9 protein-coding genes are annotated in these 13,549 nt (G+C 71.7%); 5 read left to right on the top strand and 4 right to left on the bottom strand.

Going from position 1 to position 13,549, the window contains the following annotated elements; genetic code table 11:
- Positions 1–41 precede the first annotated feature (41 nt).
- Entirely contained in the window at positions 42–3,242 is a 3,201-nt protein-coding gene (locus tag ABEA43_RS44540; protein ID WP_345572009.1) for an AfsR/SARP family transcriptional regulator, read from the top strand.
- Here ABEA43_RS44540 and ABEA43_RS44535 read toward each other — a convergent pair.
- Genes ABEA43_RS44535 through ABEA43_RS44520 form a run of 4 tightly spaced genes read right to left on the bottom strand, consistent with a single transcriptional unit; the run spans position 3,215 to position 7,024 of the window.
- The gene (locus ABEA43_RS44535; RefSeq protein ID WP_345572007.1) at positions 3,215–4,840 is read right to left on the bottom strand and encodes a CocE/NonD family hydrolase; all 1,626 of its coding nucleotides are present in this window, start codon (positions 4,838–4,840) and stop codon (positions 3,215–3,217) included. The two genes, ABEA43_RS44540 and ABEA43_RS44535, sit on opposite strands and share 28 nt — an antisense overlap.
- Positions 4,837–5,598 carry an ABC transporter permease gene (locus ABEA43_RS44530; RefSeq protein WP_345572005.1) on the bottom strand — a complete coding sequence of 254 codons (762 nt, stop codon included), beginning with the start codon at positions 5,596–5,598 and terminating at the stop codon, positions 4,837–4,839. The genes ABEA43_RS44535 and ABEA43_RS44530 overlap by 4 nt, the downstream gene beginning before the upstream one ends.
- Positions 5,595–6,506 carry an ATP-binding cassette domain-containing protein gene (locus ABEA43_RS44525; RefSeq protein WP_345572003.1) on the bottom strand — a complete coding sequence of 304 codons (912 nt, stop codon included), beginning with the start codon at positions 6,504–6,506 and terminating at the stop codon, positions 5,595–5,597. Before ABEA43_RS44525 ends, ABEA43_RS44530 begins: the two co-directional genes overlap by 4 nt.
- Positions 6,503–7,024 (bottom strand): Lrp/AsnC family transcriptional regulator, encoded by a 522-nt coding sequence (locus tag ABEA43_RS44520; protein WP_345572001.1) that lies wholly within the window; start codon positions 7,022–7,024, stop codon positions 6,503–6,505. Before ABEA43_RS44520 ends, ABEA43_RS44525 begins: the two co-directional genes overlap by 4 nt.
- Positions 7,025–7,118: 94 nt before the next feature.
- On the opposite strand from ABEA43_RS44520, the gene ABEA43_RS44515 reads away from it, so the two are divergent.
- From ABEA43_RS44515 to ABEA43_RS44500, 4 genes are all read left to right on the top strand, one after another.
- Positions 7,119–7,811 carry a nitroreductase family protein gene (locus ABEA43_RS44515; protein WP_345571999.1) on the top strand — a complete coding sequence of 231 codons (693 nt, stop codon included), beginning with the start codon at positions 7,119–7,121 and terminating at the stop codon, positions 7,809–7,811.
- A 70-nt stretch (positions 7,812–7,881) separates the two neighbouring features.
- Positions 7,882–9,708: a M14 family metallopeptidase gene (locus tag ABEA43_RS44510; RefSeq protein ID WP_345571998.1), complete on the top strand. Its 1,827-nt coding sequence runs from the start codon at positions 7,882–7,884 to the stop codon at positions 9,706–9,708.
- Between the two features lie 289 nt (positions 9,709–9,997).
- Entirely contained in the window at positions 9,998–11,821 is a 1,824-nt protein-coding gene (locus ABEA43_RS44505) for a cellulose binding domain-containing protein (protein ID WP_345571996.1), read from the top strand.
- Positions 11,818–13,506, top strand: a complete 1,689-nt coding sequence (locus tag ABEA43_RS44500) for a carbohydrate-binding protein (RefSeq protein WP_425570486.1) — start codon at positions 11,818–11,820, stop codon at positions 13,504–13,506. Before ABEA43_RS44505 ends, ABEA43_RS44500 begins: the two co-directional genes overlap by 4 nt.
- The last annotated feature ends 43 nt before the right edge of the window (positions 13,507–13,549 follow it).

Below are 13,549 nucleotides of genomic sequence, written 5' to 3'. Positions count from 1 at the left end.
CGTGCCACCGGCGGCCGGCTGGGCACGGCAGGATGGGACATGTGCGGATATCCATCTTGGGGCCGATGGAGGTCGAGGGCGACGGGGGGCCGATCGCGGTCGGCGGTTTCCGGCTGCGTGCGCTGCTGGGCGTGCTGGCGATCGACGCCGGGCGTACCGTCACGGCCGAGCGGCTGATCGACGCCCTTTGGCCGGACGAGCCGCCCGCCAACGCCGCCAACGCGCTGCAGACGCTGGTCAGGCGGTTGCGGGTGGCGCTGCGGCCGTACGAGGTGGTGGAGAGCAGGCCCGGGGGCTACACGCTCGCCGTGCCCGCGGACTCCGTGGACGCGCTGCTGTTCCGGCGCCTGGCGCGGACGCCGGACGGGGTGGACGCGGCGCTGGCCCTCTGGCGCGGGCGCGCGCTGGCCGACCTGACCGCGGTGCCGCCGCTCGCGAACGCGGCCGTCGCCCTGGAGGAGGAGCGGCTGTCCGCCGTCGAGTCCCGCGCCGAGGCCCGGCTGGCGGCGGCCGCGTTGCCCATCGAATTGCCCGTCGAATTGCTCGCGGAGCTGGCCGCGAACCCGCTGCGGGAGCGGCTGGCCGCGCTGGCCATGCGCGCGCTCGCCGTGTCGGGGCGGCAGGCGGAGGCGCTGGAGCTGTTCGAGCGCACTCGTCGCAAGCTCGCCGGCGAGCTGGGCGTCGATCCTGGGGCGGAGCTGCGCGCCGCCCATCTGGCCGTGCTGTCGGGCGAGCTGCGCCCCGCCCTCCCGGCCGGCGAGCGCGACCCGAGGGCCCGCGACCAGCAGATCCACAACGGGCTGAGGGGCGACGGGCAGCGAGGCGACGGGCAGGGCCGGGACGGGCAGGGTCGCGACGGCCGGGGCCGGGGGTCGCGTGGGAACGTGCGGGCGCCGCGTACCAGCTTCATCGGCCGCGAGGTCGAGCAGGAGCAGCTCGCCGCCCTGCTGGCCAGGGCCAGGATCGTGACTCTGGTCGGCCCGGGCGGCGCGGGCAAGACCCGGCTGGCCACGGAGGTGGCGCTCAAGAGCGACCTCGGCGCCGCCTGGCTGATCGAGCTGGCCCCGATCAGCGACCCCGCCGACGTCCCCGGCGCCGTGCGCGACACCCTCGGCCTGCGCGACGACCGCCCGGCCTACCACCGCCAGGAGGACCTCAAGGACCCGGTCGAGCAGGTCGCCGAGGCGCTCGCCGACCGCCCCGCGCTGCTCGTCCTGGACAACTGCGAGCACCTCGTGGACGCCGCCGCCATGCTGGCCGAGCGACTGCTGACCGAGTGCCCGGAGCTCAGGGTGCTGGCCACCAGCAGGGAGCCGCTGAACCTGCCGGGCGAGCACCTCGCCCCCATCCCGCCGCTCGAACCGCCGCCCGTCGGCGCGCGTCCCGAGCAGGCCGGCGGCTACCCGTCGGTCCGGCTGCTGCTCGACCGCGCCGCCGCCGCCAGTCCGCGGTTCGCGCTGGACGACGAGAACGTGGCCGCGGTGGTGTCCCTGTGCCGCCGGCTGGACGGCATGCCACTGGCCATCGAGCTGGCGGCGGCGCGCCTGCGCACCATGACCCCGCAGCAGCTCGCCGACCGGATCGGCGACCGGTTCGAGCTGCTCACCGGCGGCAGCAGGACCGCCCTGCCGCGCCAGCAGACGCTCAGGGCGGTGGTGGAGTGGAGCTGGGACCTGCTCGACGAGCGGGAGCTGGTACTGGCCAGGCGGCTGGCCGTGTTCGCCGGCGGCGCGACGCTGGAGGCCGTGGAGTCGGTGTGCGCGAGCACGGCGGACGTGCTGGGCGCGCTGGTCGACAAGTCGCTGGTCCAGGTCTCGCCCGAGGGCCGCTACTCGATGCTGGAGACCATCCGCGCCTACGCCGCAGAACGTCTGGAGGAGGCGGGCGAGCTCGCCGAGTACCGGCGGCGGCATGCGGCGTACCTGCTCGAACTCGCCGAGCGGGCCGTCCCCGAGCTGCGGACGGCCGCGCAGCTCGGCTGGATGGAGCGGCTGTCGCACGAGCGGGACGACTTCGCCGCGGCGCTCCGCTGGGCCATCGACGAGCGGGACGTCGACACGGCGCTGCGGTTGTGCGCGGCGCTCACCTGGTACTGGTGGATGTGCGGCTACCGGCAGGAGAGCGTCGGCTGGGCCACCCAGGTGATCGAGCTGGTCGGCGACACGCCGCCGCCGGGGCTGGCGAGGGCGTACACGGCGTGCCTGTTCGCCTACGGCGTGGACGTGTTCGCCTCCCTGGTCTCCGACCGGCCCGCCATGCTGCTGCTCTCGCATCGGATGGACGAGCTGGTCGGCCTGGCCGAGCGGGAGGGGCCGCTGCACCCGCTGCTGCGGATCAGCAAGGCCGTGATGGCCGCCGCCGCGGGCCGCGACGACTACGCGGCCGAGCTGCTCGAGCGTTTCGCCGAGAGCGACGACCTCTGGCTGTCCAGCGCCGCCCTCATGATCGGCGACCGCAACCGCACCGAGGAGCGGCTGGAGCGCGCGGTGGCCGGGTTCAGGCAGCTCGGGGACCGGTGGGGGCTGAGCGAGGCGCTGCTGGGGCTGGCCTCCATCCGAGTCGCCAAGGGCGTGCCGACGGACGACCTGATCGCCGAGACGTGGTCGCTCACCGACCACTGGGTCAACGCCGACGAGGCGATCTCCACCCTGATCAGGCTGGCCATGCTGCGCACCAGGACCGGCGACCTGGCGGGCGCGGCGAACGACCTGGCCAGGGCGCGGGCCGGCGTGGCGGCGGACACGACCCCGTTCTCGCTGGTGCAGCTCGGGATGGGCGAGGCCGCCTACGCCTGCAGGATCGGCGACGTGGAGCGGGCCCTGGAGATCTACCGCGGACTGTTCGGCGTGATGGCGCAGGCGCCGCCGATCGCGCAACTCGCCGTCGCGGTCAGGACCGCGTACGGCCGGGCGCTCGCACTCGCCGGTGACCTGGACGCGGCCCTGGAGCAGCACCGCCAGGCCCTGAAGGCACTCGGCGACCTCGACGCCGACCGGTCGCTGACGTCCGTCGTGTACGCCGGATTCGCCCTGGCCGCGCAGGCCGGGGGAGACCAGGAACGGGCCGCGGTCCTGTTCGGCGCGTCGTCGGCGCTCGACCCGCACGACATCGACATCGACACCGCCGAGGGCGTGACGGCGGCCAGAGCCGCCCTCGGCGAAGAGCGTTACGCGGAGCTCGCCGCCGAGGGCGCGGCCAAGCCGCGACGGGAGCTCTACGAGATGATCGGCAGCACGGCGTAGGAGGGGCCGTGCACCGTGGTGGTCCCCTTGGCCGGGTTCCTGCCGAACCGGGGGAAGTTCGAGCCCGCCACGTCGATCCTGATCCGGTGCCCGGGCAGGAACGCGTTCGAGGTCGTGCCGACCGGCACCGTGACCTCGCGCACCTCGCCGGGGACCAGGCCCGTCACCCGGACGACGCCGTCGGTCAGCAGCTCCGCACGCCCGTCGGGGTGCACGTCGATCAGCTTGGCGGTGACGTCCGCGCTGCCCGCCGTGGACGAGACGCGTGCGACCAGCTCGACCCGCCCGGTGACCTCCACCCGCGCGGCCAGCGGCTCGCTCTGGTGACGCAGCACGTCGCCGCGCGCGTCGAGCGGCCGCTGGTCCAGCGGGCCGTAGGCGTCGAACGCCATGACCGCGCCGCCGACCGTCGGCACCGGGTCGCCGGGGTCGCCGGCGAACGCGCCCGCGCCGCCCGGCTCCGGCGTGGTGCTGAGGGTGCCGCCCGGTCCGAGGTGGTACGGCACCAGCCGGGCCCGCGCGAGCGGCCAGTCGTCCTCGTCCCGCCACTCGTCGTCGCCCATCACGAAGATCCGCACCTTCGCCCGGCCCTCCAGCGACCGGGACCCGCCGCCCAGCGGCCGGGAGTCGCCCGCCGGCCCCGTGCGCAGCCAGTGGTCGAACCAGTCGAGATGGACGCCGGTCCAGTCGATCGCCTCCTGGCTCGCCTGGTCGCCGTAGTCACGCCCGCAGATCCCCCTTTCGGCCGAAAAATGCGCCCAAGGCCCTACGACAAGCCGCGAATCCCCGCGCAACCCCTCGTAGTGCTCGATCGAGGCGTCCAGGAAGTAGTCGTACCAGCCGGTGCCGACCAGCGCGGGCACCTCGATCTCCGCATGCCGCACGATCGCGTCCCGCCACAGCGGATCGCCGGGATCGGGCGTGCCCATCCACGAGGAGTAGTAGGGCACGAGGTCCTTCAGCAGCGGCTGGTCACTGAGCGGCAGCCGCTCGAACAGCGCGCCCAGGACCTCATCGACCCGGTCGGGCAGGCCGAGGGCGGCCAGGTACTCCTCCTTGTCGCCGGGCGTGGCCGTGCCCAGCGCGATCCGGCGGTCCAGCTCCCCGGTGGCGAGCACGACCAGGCAGATGGTCAGGATGACGTTCAGATTGGGCACGCCGCCCGGCTGGTAGACGCAGTCGTACAGACTCTTGGGCGAGACGTGCGGCGCGATGGCCCGCAGCCCCTCGGGGCGTTCCTGGGCGGCGAGCAGCTGCGTGATGGCCAGGTACGAGTCGCCGAACATGCCGACGTTCCCGTCCGACCACGGCTGCGTCGCGGCCCACCGGACCGCGTCGTAACCGTCGGCCGCCTCGCCGCTGATGAACCGGAAGCCGCCCTGCGACGCCCCGGTGCCGCGCACGTCCTGGGCGGCGACGGCGTACCCGGCCGCCACCAGCCTGGGCAGGTCGAGGTGGAACCCGGGCCCGGCGGGACCCCGGCCGTAGGGGGTGCGCGAGAGCAGCACGGGGAAGCGGCCGGTCGCGGCGGGCCGCCACAGCGTGGCCACGAGCTCGACGCCGTCACGGGTGGTCATGGTCTCGGTGGTCTCGATCATCGGACTCTCCTGTTGTAGGCGCGAAGGGCGGTGGGGGCGAAGGCCGCGAGCAACGCGGCGGTCCAGCCGAGGGTGATCCACACGTCGGACGGGTGCAGGCCGCCGATCATCAGGCCGCGCAGCGCGCCGGCCAGGTGGGAGACGGGGTTGACGCCCATCCACCAGGCCAGCCAGCCCGGCATGTCGGTGGCGGGGATGAACGCGCTGCTGCCGAACGTGAGCGGCAGCAGCACGGCCGTGGCGATCCCCTGCATCGACGTGACGGACTTGGCCACCAGCCCGATCCACGCCGAGCCCCAGCTCAGCGCCATGGCCATGAGCAGCACCAGGCCGATCCCGGCCAGCGCGGCCAGCGGTCCCGTCTGGATGCGGAAGCCGACGGCGTACCCCACGGCCAGGGACATCGCGATGGTGATCAGCAGCGTCAGCAGGTCCGCCATGATGCGCCCGGCCAGCGGCGCCGACCTGGCGATCGGCATGGTCCTGAACCTGTCGAACACCCCGTTGCCGATGTCGGTGGACAGGTTCATGCCGGTGGTGATCGTCGCCATCAGGGCCACCTGGACGAGCACGCCGGGCAGCATGTACGCCACCGCGCCCGCCCGATCGCCGCCCGCCGCCCCGCCGAACAGGTAGACGAACACAACGATCATGAAAACCGGCTGCAGCAGCAGGCTGATGAGCTGGCCTGGGCTGTTCTTCAACGGGATGAGGCTGCGCCAGGCCAGCGTCAGCCCTTGGGAGAGTGCGGTGGTCATCGGGAGGCTCCGGTCAGGGTGCGGAAGACGTCGTCCAGGGAGGGCAGGCGCAGGGCGTGCTCGGCGAGCACGACGCCCGCGTCGTCCAGCTTGCGCAGCACATCGGGCGGCACGGCCAGGTCGTGCACCGGCATGGTCAGCAGGCCGTCGGCCGCCCGCGTGCCGAGGATCGCCTCGGCCTTCTCGACGTCGGCGGCGTGCAGCGGCCTGACGTCGAGCCGGTGGCCGCCCGCCAGCGCCTTGAGCTCGGCCGGGGTGCCCGCAGCCGCGACCCGGCCCCGGTCGATCACCAGCAGGTCGTCGGCGAGCTGGTCGGCCTCCTCCAGATACTGGGTGGTCAGCAGCACGGTCACGCCGTCGGCGGTCAGCTCCCTGACCACGTCCCACAGCTCGGCGCGGGCATGGGGGTCCAGCCCCGTGGTGGGCTCGTCGAGGAAGAGGATCTGCGGCCTGCTGACCAGGCTGACCGCCAGGTCGAGGCGGCGGCGCATGCCGCCCGAATATCCGGCGGCGGCGCGCCCGGCCGCCTCCTCCAGGCCGAAGCGGGCCAGCAGCTCGGCGGCCCTGGCCCTGGCCGACGCCCTGGACAGGCCGAGCAGGCGGCCCATCAGCACCAGGTTCTGGGTGCCGGTCAGTTTCTCGTCGATCGAGGCGTACTGGCCGGTCAGGCCGATGAGCTCGCGGACCCGCGCGGCCTCGCGGACCACGTCGTGCCCCCCGACCAGGGCGCGGCCCGCGTCGGGGGCGACCAGGGTGGCCAGGATCCGCACCGCCGTGGTCTTGCCCGCGCCATTGGGTCCCAGGACGCCGAGCACGCCGCCGGTTCGCGCCGTCAGGTCGATGCCGTCGAGCGCGTTCTTGCGCCCGTACCTCTTGACGAGCCCTTCTGCTTCGATCGCGTGTGTCATGCCTCCAACGGTGCGGGGGCGCCCTGGTATCGACCTGTCACCGGCCTGTCAGCCGCTGCCAGCGGCAGGACGCGGTGGGGCACCACGGCTGACAGCGTGATGACGGTCGTGCTCCTGCGTACGCCCGGGATCCTGAGCATCACGTCGATGATCCGCTGGATGTCCTCGTGGTCGCGCCCCGCGATCCGGCACCACACGTCGCCGGGCCCGGTCACGACGTACGCCTCCAGCAGCTCGGGGATGGCCTCAAGCGTTCTGGAGATGTGCTCGCGGGCGGCCTGCTCGACCTCCAGCGTGGTGAACGCCTGCACCGGATGGCCGAGCGCGGCGGGGGACAGGTTCGGGCCGAAGCCGGTGATCACGCCGTCGGCGGTCATGCGGTCGAGCCTGGCCTGTACGGTCCCCCGCGCCACCCCCAGCAGGCGGGCCAGCTCCAGCAGGCCGCTGCGCGGACGTTCGGCGACGAGGCGGAGCACACGGAGGTCCAGGTCGTCGAGCCCACGGCGGCGTGCCGGCATATTCGTCATCCCATCGTCCGTTGATCTTGCAGATTGACAGCATGGAAGGGCAGGTGTTGTCAGATCAGCCAACCGTGCCGAGACTTCGGATCTTATGGAGCACCGGCACCCCTTCGTCCCCTACTCGCCAGAACGCTACGAGCCCGCCGAGATGGTCAGGCGTGGCGAGGAGTTCTACCGGTTCTCGGACCGGCGGCGCAGCGTGCGCTCGTTCAGCGCGGAGCCGGTGCCGTACCGGTGCATTGAGCTGGCCGTGCGGACGGCCGGCACCGCGCCCTCCGGGGCGCACCAGCAGCCGTGGACGTTCGTGGCGATCGGCGACCAGGAGACCAAGCGGCGCGTGCGCGCGGCGGCCGAGCGCGAGGAGCGGCAGAACTACGAGGGCGGCCGGCTGCCGCCCGAGTGGCGGGCGGCGCTGGCGCCGCTGGAGACCACCTCGGACAAGGGCTATCTCGAAGTGGCGCCGTGGCTGGTCGTCTGCTTCGCCGAGAAATACGCGGTGCGCCCCGGCCACGGCCGGATCAGGCACTACTACGTCAACGAGAGCGTCGGCATCGCCTGCGGCCTGTTCATCGCCGCGCTGCACGCCATGGGCCTGTCCACGCTCACCCACACGCCCAACCCGATGGCCTTCCTCAGCGAGATCTGCGAGCGGCCGGCCGGTGAGCGGCCCTACATCCTGTTCCCCGTCGGGTACGCGGCCGGCGACGCCGAGGTGCCCGATCTGGTGCGGAAGCCGCTCGAAGCGACCCTGATCCGCATGCCCGGAAATTTGGGCCTTTCCTAGGACCGGCATCGTCTTCAGTCTCGGTTCAGGCGCCGGCACCACTCGAGCCCGAGCGCCTGAGGAGGACTAGGTGAAACACCGATTTGTCATCCTGCTTGCCGCCCTCAGCCTGATCACCCTGACCGGCATGACCGGCGCGGGTGCCTCCGCGGAGCCACCGCCCAACAGGCAGTACCGCGTCGAGGGTCCGGCGAACGCGCAGCAGCGCAGCTCGGTGGCCGCCACAGGAGCGGCCATCGAAGAGGTGGCCAAGGCATCGGTCCTGGTCACGGCCACGGAAGCCGAAGTCTCGGCCATCAAGCGGCTCGGCTACCGGGTGGCGGAGGTGCCGCGCCCGACACCCCCGTCCGTCGACGCGTTTGACTTCCCGCCGGCGGACTCGCAGTACCACAACTACGCGGAGATGAACGCCGAGATCAACACCCTGGTGGCGGCGCATCCGGGCATCATGAGCCAAGCCTCGTACGGCACTTCGTACGAGGGCAGGCAGCTCCGCCTGATCAAGATCAGCGACAACGTGGGCGCCGACGAGAACGAGGTCGAGGTGCTCTTCACCGCCCACCAGCACGCCCGTGAGCACCTCACGGTCGAGATGTCCCTCTACCTCATGCACCTGCTCACCGACAACTACGGCACGGACGCCAGAATCACGAACCTGGTCAACTCCAGGGAGATCTGGATCATGCCGGACCTCAACCCGGACGGCGGCGAGTACGACATCGCCACCGGCTCCTACCGCTCCTGGCGCAAGAACAGGCAGCCGAACTCCGGCTCGTCGGCCGTCGGCACGGACATGAACCGCAACTGGGCCTACAACTGGGGCTGCTGCGGCGGCTCGTCGGGCACGACCTCCAGCGAGACCTACCGCGGCGCGAGCGCCGAGTCGACGCCCGAGGTCAAGGCGGCGGCCAACTGGGTGCGCAGCCGGATCATCGGCGGCGTGCAGCAGCTCAAGTCGCACATCGACTGGCACACCTACAGCGAGCTGGTCCTGTGGCCCTACGGCTACACCTTCAACGACACCGCGCCCGGCCTGACCCAGGACGACCGGGACGCCCACGCCACACTCGGCCAGAACATGGCCTCCACCAACAACTACACGCCCCAGCAGGGGAGTGACCTCTACATCACCGACGGGACCATCGACGACTGGCTCTGGGGGGTCTACAAGATCTTCAGCTTCACGTTCGAGATGTACCCGACGGGATCCAGCCCCGGCTTCTACCCGCCGGACGAGCAGATCGTCCCGCAGACCACCCGCAACAGGGAGGCAGTCCTGCGCTTCCTCGAATACTCGGACTGCGTCTACCGGATCATCGGCAAGGAGGCTCAATACTGCGGCACCGGCACGCCGCCGGTGACGGTCTACTCCGACACCTTCGAGACGGCCACCGGCTGGGCGGCGAACCCGGCCGGCGCCGACACCGCCACCACCGGCCTGTGGGAGCGCGGCGACCCCGAGGCCACCACGTCCTCGGGCGCCAAGCAACTCGGCACCACGGTGAGCGGCGCCAATGACCTGGTGACGGGACGGCTGGCGGGCGCGGCGGCCGGTGACTTCGACATCGACGGCGGGATCACCTCGATCCAGTCGCCGCTGATCACTCTGCCCACCACGGGCGCGCTGAACCTGTCGTTCTCGTGGTACCTGGCGCACGGCTCCAACGCCTCCAGCGCCGACTACCTCAGGGTGCGCGTGGTCGGCTCGACCACGGCCACCGTGCTGAACCAGACCGGCTCGGCCGCCAACCGCAACGGCGCCTGGGCCACGGCCACGGCGAGCCTGAACGCCTTCGCGGGCCAGACCGTCCGCATCGTCGTGGACGCGGCGGACGCGTCAGGGGCCTCCCTCGTGGAGGCGGGCGTCGACGACGTCCGGATCACCCAGCAACCGTAAAGCGCACCGCACTCCGCCGCGCAAGATCACGATCTTGCGCGGCGGAGCCATGTCCGGGGTCATGGGATTGGGTCTTGTAAGCACTGGGTGTCAGGGCTACGATCGCGACAACTCTTAGGAAACTTTACTAAAAGTAATCACTAACCGGACAAAACCTGACAGGCTCTGCAAAGCCGCCCACTTCTCCCACCGGTCTGCGCTGACACCCCCCCAAGGCCGTGCCGTACGGCTTGCGCTCTCACCCCCCGGTGCAAGCCGTACGGCACGCCACCCCCCGAAGGAAGCATCCGTGAGACTTCGCGCGATTGTCCTGGCGCTCGCGACCCTCGCACTCAGCCTCTACGCCCTGCCCGCTCACGCCGCCGGCGCCACCGCGACCTTCGTCAAGGTCTCGGACTGGGGCTCCGGCTTCGAGGGCAAGGTCACCGTCACCAACGGCACCACCACGGCCATGAACGGCTGGAACGTCCAGTTCGACGCCCCCGCCGGCTTCTCGATCCCGTCCGCGTGGGACGCGGTGATGACGCGGAGCGGCCAGCACTACACCTTCACCAACCCGGGCTGGGCCTCCACGCTCGCGGCGGGAGCGAGTGCGAGCTTCGGCTTCAACGGCAGCCCGGGCAACTTCCCCGGCATCACCGGCTGCACGCTCAACGGGGCCTCCTGCGGCGGCTCGGCCGTCGAGCTCCCCGGCCGGCCGGGCGCCGCCACCGCCACCACGACGAGCAACGCCATCACCCTGTCCTGGGGCGCCTCCTCCGGCACGGTGACCGGTTACCGCGTCTACGAGGGCACCGCTGTCAAGGCCACGGTCACGGCCGCCGCGGCCACGATCGGCGGGCTCGGCACCTGTGAGAGCCACACCTACACGGTCAAGGCGTACAACCCGGCGGGCGAGTCGGCCGCCGGCGACCCGGTGACGGCCACCACCACCGGCTGCGGCACGGGCGTGCCCGGCAAGGTCACCTCGATCGGCCTGACCTCCTCGACCTCGACCGGCGCCACGCTGAGCTGGCCCGCCGTGGCCGGCGCCACGTCGTACAAGGTCCGGCTGAACGGGACGCTCACCGCCACCGTCACCGGCACCGCCCACACCCTCACCGGCCTGACCGCCTGCACCTCCTACACGGTCACGATCACCGCCTCGAACGCCGCGGGCGACGGCCCCGCCAGCGACCCGTTCGCGTTCACCACGTCGGGGTGCACGGGCGGGACCCTGCCCAAGCACTTCCTCACGGGCTACTGGCACAACTTCGTCAACCCCGCCGTCGAGCTGAAGCTGTCGGCCGTGCCCAGCGAGTACGACCTGATCGCCATCGCCTTCGGCGAGGCCACCGCCACCGCGGGCGAGGTCGTCTTCACCCTCGACCCCGGCCTGGCCACGGCGGTGGGCGGCTACACCGACGCCCAGTTCAAGGCCGACGTACAGGCCCTGCACCAGCGCGGCAAGAAGGTCATCCTGTCGGTCGGCGGCGAGGCGGGACGGGTCCAGGTCGCCAGCACGACGGCGGCGACCAAGTTCGCCGACACGGTGTACGCGCTCATGCAGAGCTACGGCTTCGACGGCGTGGACATCGACCTGGAGAACGGCCTCAACGCCACCTACATGGCCCAGGCGCTGCGGTCGCTGCGCTCGAAGGCCGGCTCCGGGCTGATCATCACCATGGCCCCGCAGACCATCGACATGCAGTCGACCGGGATGGAGTACTTCAAACTCGCCCTGAGCATCAAGGACATCCTCACCGTCGTCCACACGCAGTTCTACAACTCCGGCTCCATGCTCGGCTGCGACCAGGCCCAGGCCTACGGGCAGGGCTCGGTCAACTTCATGACCGCGCTGGCCTGCATCCAGCTCGAGAACGGCCTGCGCCCCGACCAGGTGGCGCTGGGCCTGCCCGCGGGACCGGGAGCCGCGGGCGGCGGCGTCGTCTCACCCGCCCTCGTCAACCAGGCCCTCGACTGCCTGGCCAAACGGACCAGCTGCGGGACCTTCGTGCCACCGCGCGCCTACCCCGACATCAGGGGCGCGATGACCTGGTCCATCAACTGGGACGCCAGCAACAACTGGTCGTTCTCCAAGACCGTCAAGCCCCACCTCCAGGGAATGCCATGAAATTTCGCAGCAGATTAACCGCCTTGACGGCGGCACTGGCCCTCACCCTGACCGGAGCCGGGCTCGCCTCCGGCGCACCCGCCGCGTTCGGCGAAACGCCCCAGCTCCAGCTCGCCGCCGCCTGGGCCCCATGGACGGCCTACGCCACCGGCGCGGTCGTCACCTACAACGGCGTCGACTACGTGTGCCTCCAGGCCCACACCTCCCAGCCCGACTGGGCGCCGCCGAACGTGCCCGCGCTCTGGAAGGCCGGCTCGGGCGGCGGCACCGACACCACGGCGCCCTCCGTGCCCGGCAACCTCCGCTCGACCGGCGTCACCGCCAGCAGCGTCGCGCTGGCCTGGAACGCCTCGACCGACAACGTGGGCGCCTCCGGCTACGACGTCTACCGTGGCGGCACGCTGGTCACCACCGTGACCGGCACCACCTACACCGACACCGGCCGGGCCGCCTCGACCGCCTACACCTACACGGTCCGCGCCCGCGACGCGGCCGGCAACCTCTCCGGCGTGAGCAACTCCGTCACCGCCACCACCTCCGGCGGCACCGGCGCCCCCGGCCAGCCCGGCACGGCGACCACCTCGGTGACGAGCTCCAGCATCGCGCTGAGCTGGGGCGCGTCGTCGGGCACGGTGACCGGCTACCGCGTGTACGAGGGCTCGACGCAGCGCGCCCAGGTCACCGGCACCAGCGCCACCGTCTCGGGGCTCGGCGCGTGCACGACGCACACCTACACGGTGAAGGCGTACAACTCGGTGGGTGAGTCGGCGGGACGGGACGCCACCGCGACCACGACCGGCTGCAGCAACCCCACCAAGATGCCCGGAGCCCCCTACCTCTACATGGGCTGGGGCAACCCGCCCAACCCGGGCACGGTCATGGACGCCACCGGCGTGCGCTCGTTCACGATGGCGTTCATCCTGGCCAGTGGCGGCTGCAACCCGGCCTGGGACGGGAGCCGCGCGCTGACCGGCGGCGCCGACCAGCAGGCGATCAACACGATCAAGTCCAAGGGCGGCAGCGTCCAGATCTCCTTCGGCGGCTGGTCGGGCAACAAGCTCGGCCCCAACTGCGCCACGCCGCAGGCGTTCGCCACCGCGGTGCAGCAGGTCATCAACGCCGTCGGCCCCGCCGTCGTGGACTTCGACATCGAGAACACCGACGAGTTCGAGAACTACACCGTCCAGGACCGCATCCTGAACGGCCTCAAGATCGTCAAGCAGAACAACCCGAACGTCAAGGTCGTCGTCACGTTCGGCACCTCCAAGACCGGCCCGACCGCCGCCGGCATCCGGCTCATCAACCAGTCCAAGGCGCTCGCCGTGCCGATCGACAACTACACGATCATGCCGTTCGACTTCGGCGGCACCAACATGTACCAGGACACGGTCAACGCCTCCGAGGGCCTGAAGAACGCGCTGAAGAGCGCCTTCGGCTGGACCGACGCCCAGGCGTACGCGCACATGGGCATCTCGGGCATGAACGGCCTGTCCGACCAGCAGGAGCTGACCTCGCCCGCGACCTGGACCCAGATCCGCGACTGGGCCAACTCCCACGGCCTGACCAGGCTCGCGTACTGGGCCGTCAACCGTGACCGCCCCTGCCCGGGCGGCGGCGTGGTGTCGAACTGCAGCGGCATCGCCCAGACCGACTGGGAGTTCACCAGGACCACCGCCGGCTTCTGACCCCATCGTGAAAGGCGGCCCGCCCCGATCCGGGGCGGGCCCC

The sequence above is a fragment of the Nonomuraea rosea genome, assembly GCF_039539705.1.
GTDB classification, from domain to species: domain Bacteria; phylum Actinomycetota; class Actinomycetes; order Streptosporangiales; family Streptosporangiaceae; genus Nonomuraea; species Nonomuraea rosea.
The sequence above is the reverse complement of the archived record's forward strand: the minus strand, read 5'-3'. Positions and strand labels throughout refer to the sequence as shown.

What these genes read in the sequence shown, in the direction of transcription:
- ABEA43_RS44535 (WP_345572007.1), bottom strand. Translation starts at nt 4,840, where the DNA reads ATGATCGAGACCACCGAGACCATGACCACCCGTGACGGCGTCGAGCTC.
- ABEA43_RS44530 (WP_345572005.1), bottom strand. Translation starts at nt 5,598, where the DNA reads ATGACCACCGCACTCTCCCAAGGGCTGACGCTGGCCTGGCGCAGCCTC.
- ABEA43_RS44525 (WP_345572003.1), bottom strand. Translation starts at nt 6,506, where the DNA reads ATGACACACGCGATCGAAGCAGAAGGGCTCGTCAAGAGGTACGGGCGC.
- ABEA43_RS44520 (WP_345572001.1), bottom strand. Translation starts at nt 7,024, where the DNA reads ATGCCGGCACGCCGCCGTGGGCTCGACGACCTGGACCTCCGTGTGCTC.
- ABEA43_RS44515 (WP_345571999.1), top strand. Translation starts at nt 7,119, where the DNA reads ATGGAGCACCGGCACCCCTTCGTCCCCTACTCGCCAGAACGCTACGAG.
- ABEA43_RS44500 (WP_425570486.1), top strand. Translation starts at nt 11,818, where the DNA reads ATGAAATTTCGCAGCAGATTAACCGCCTTGACGGCGGCACTGGCCCTC.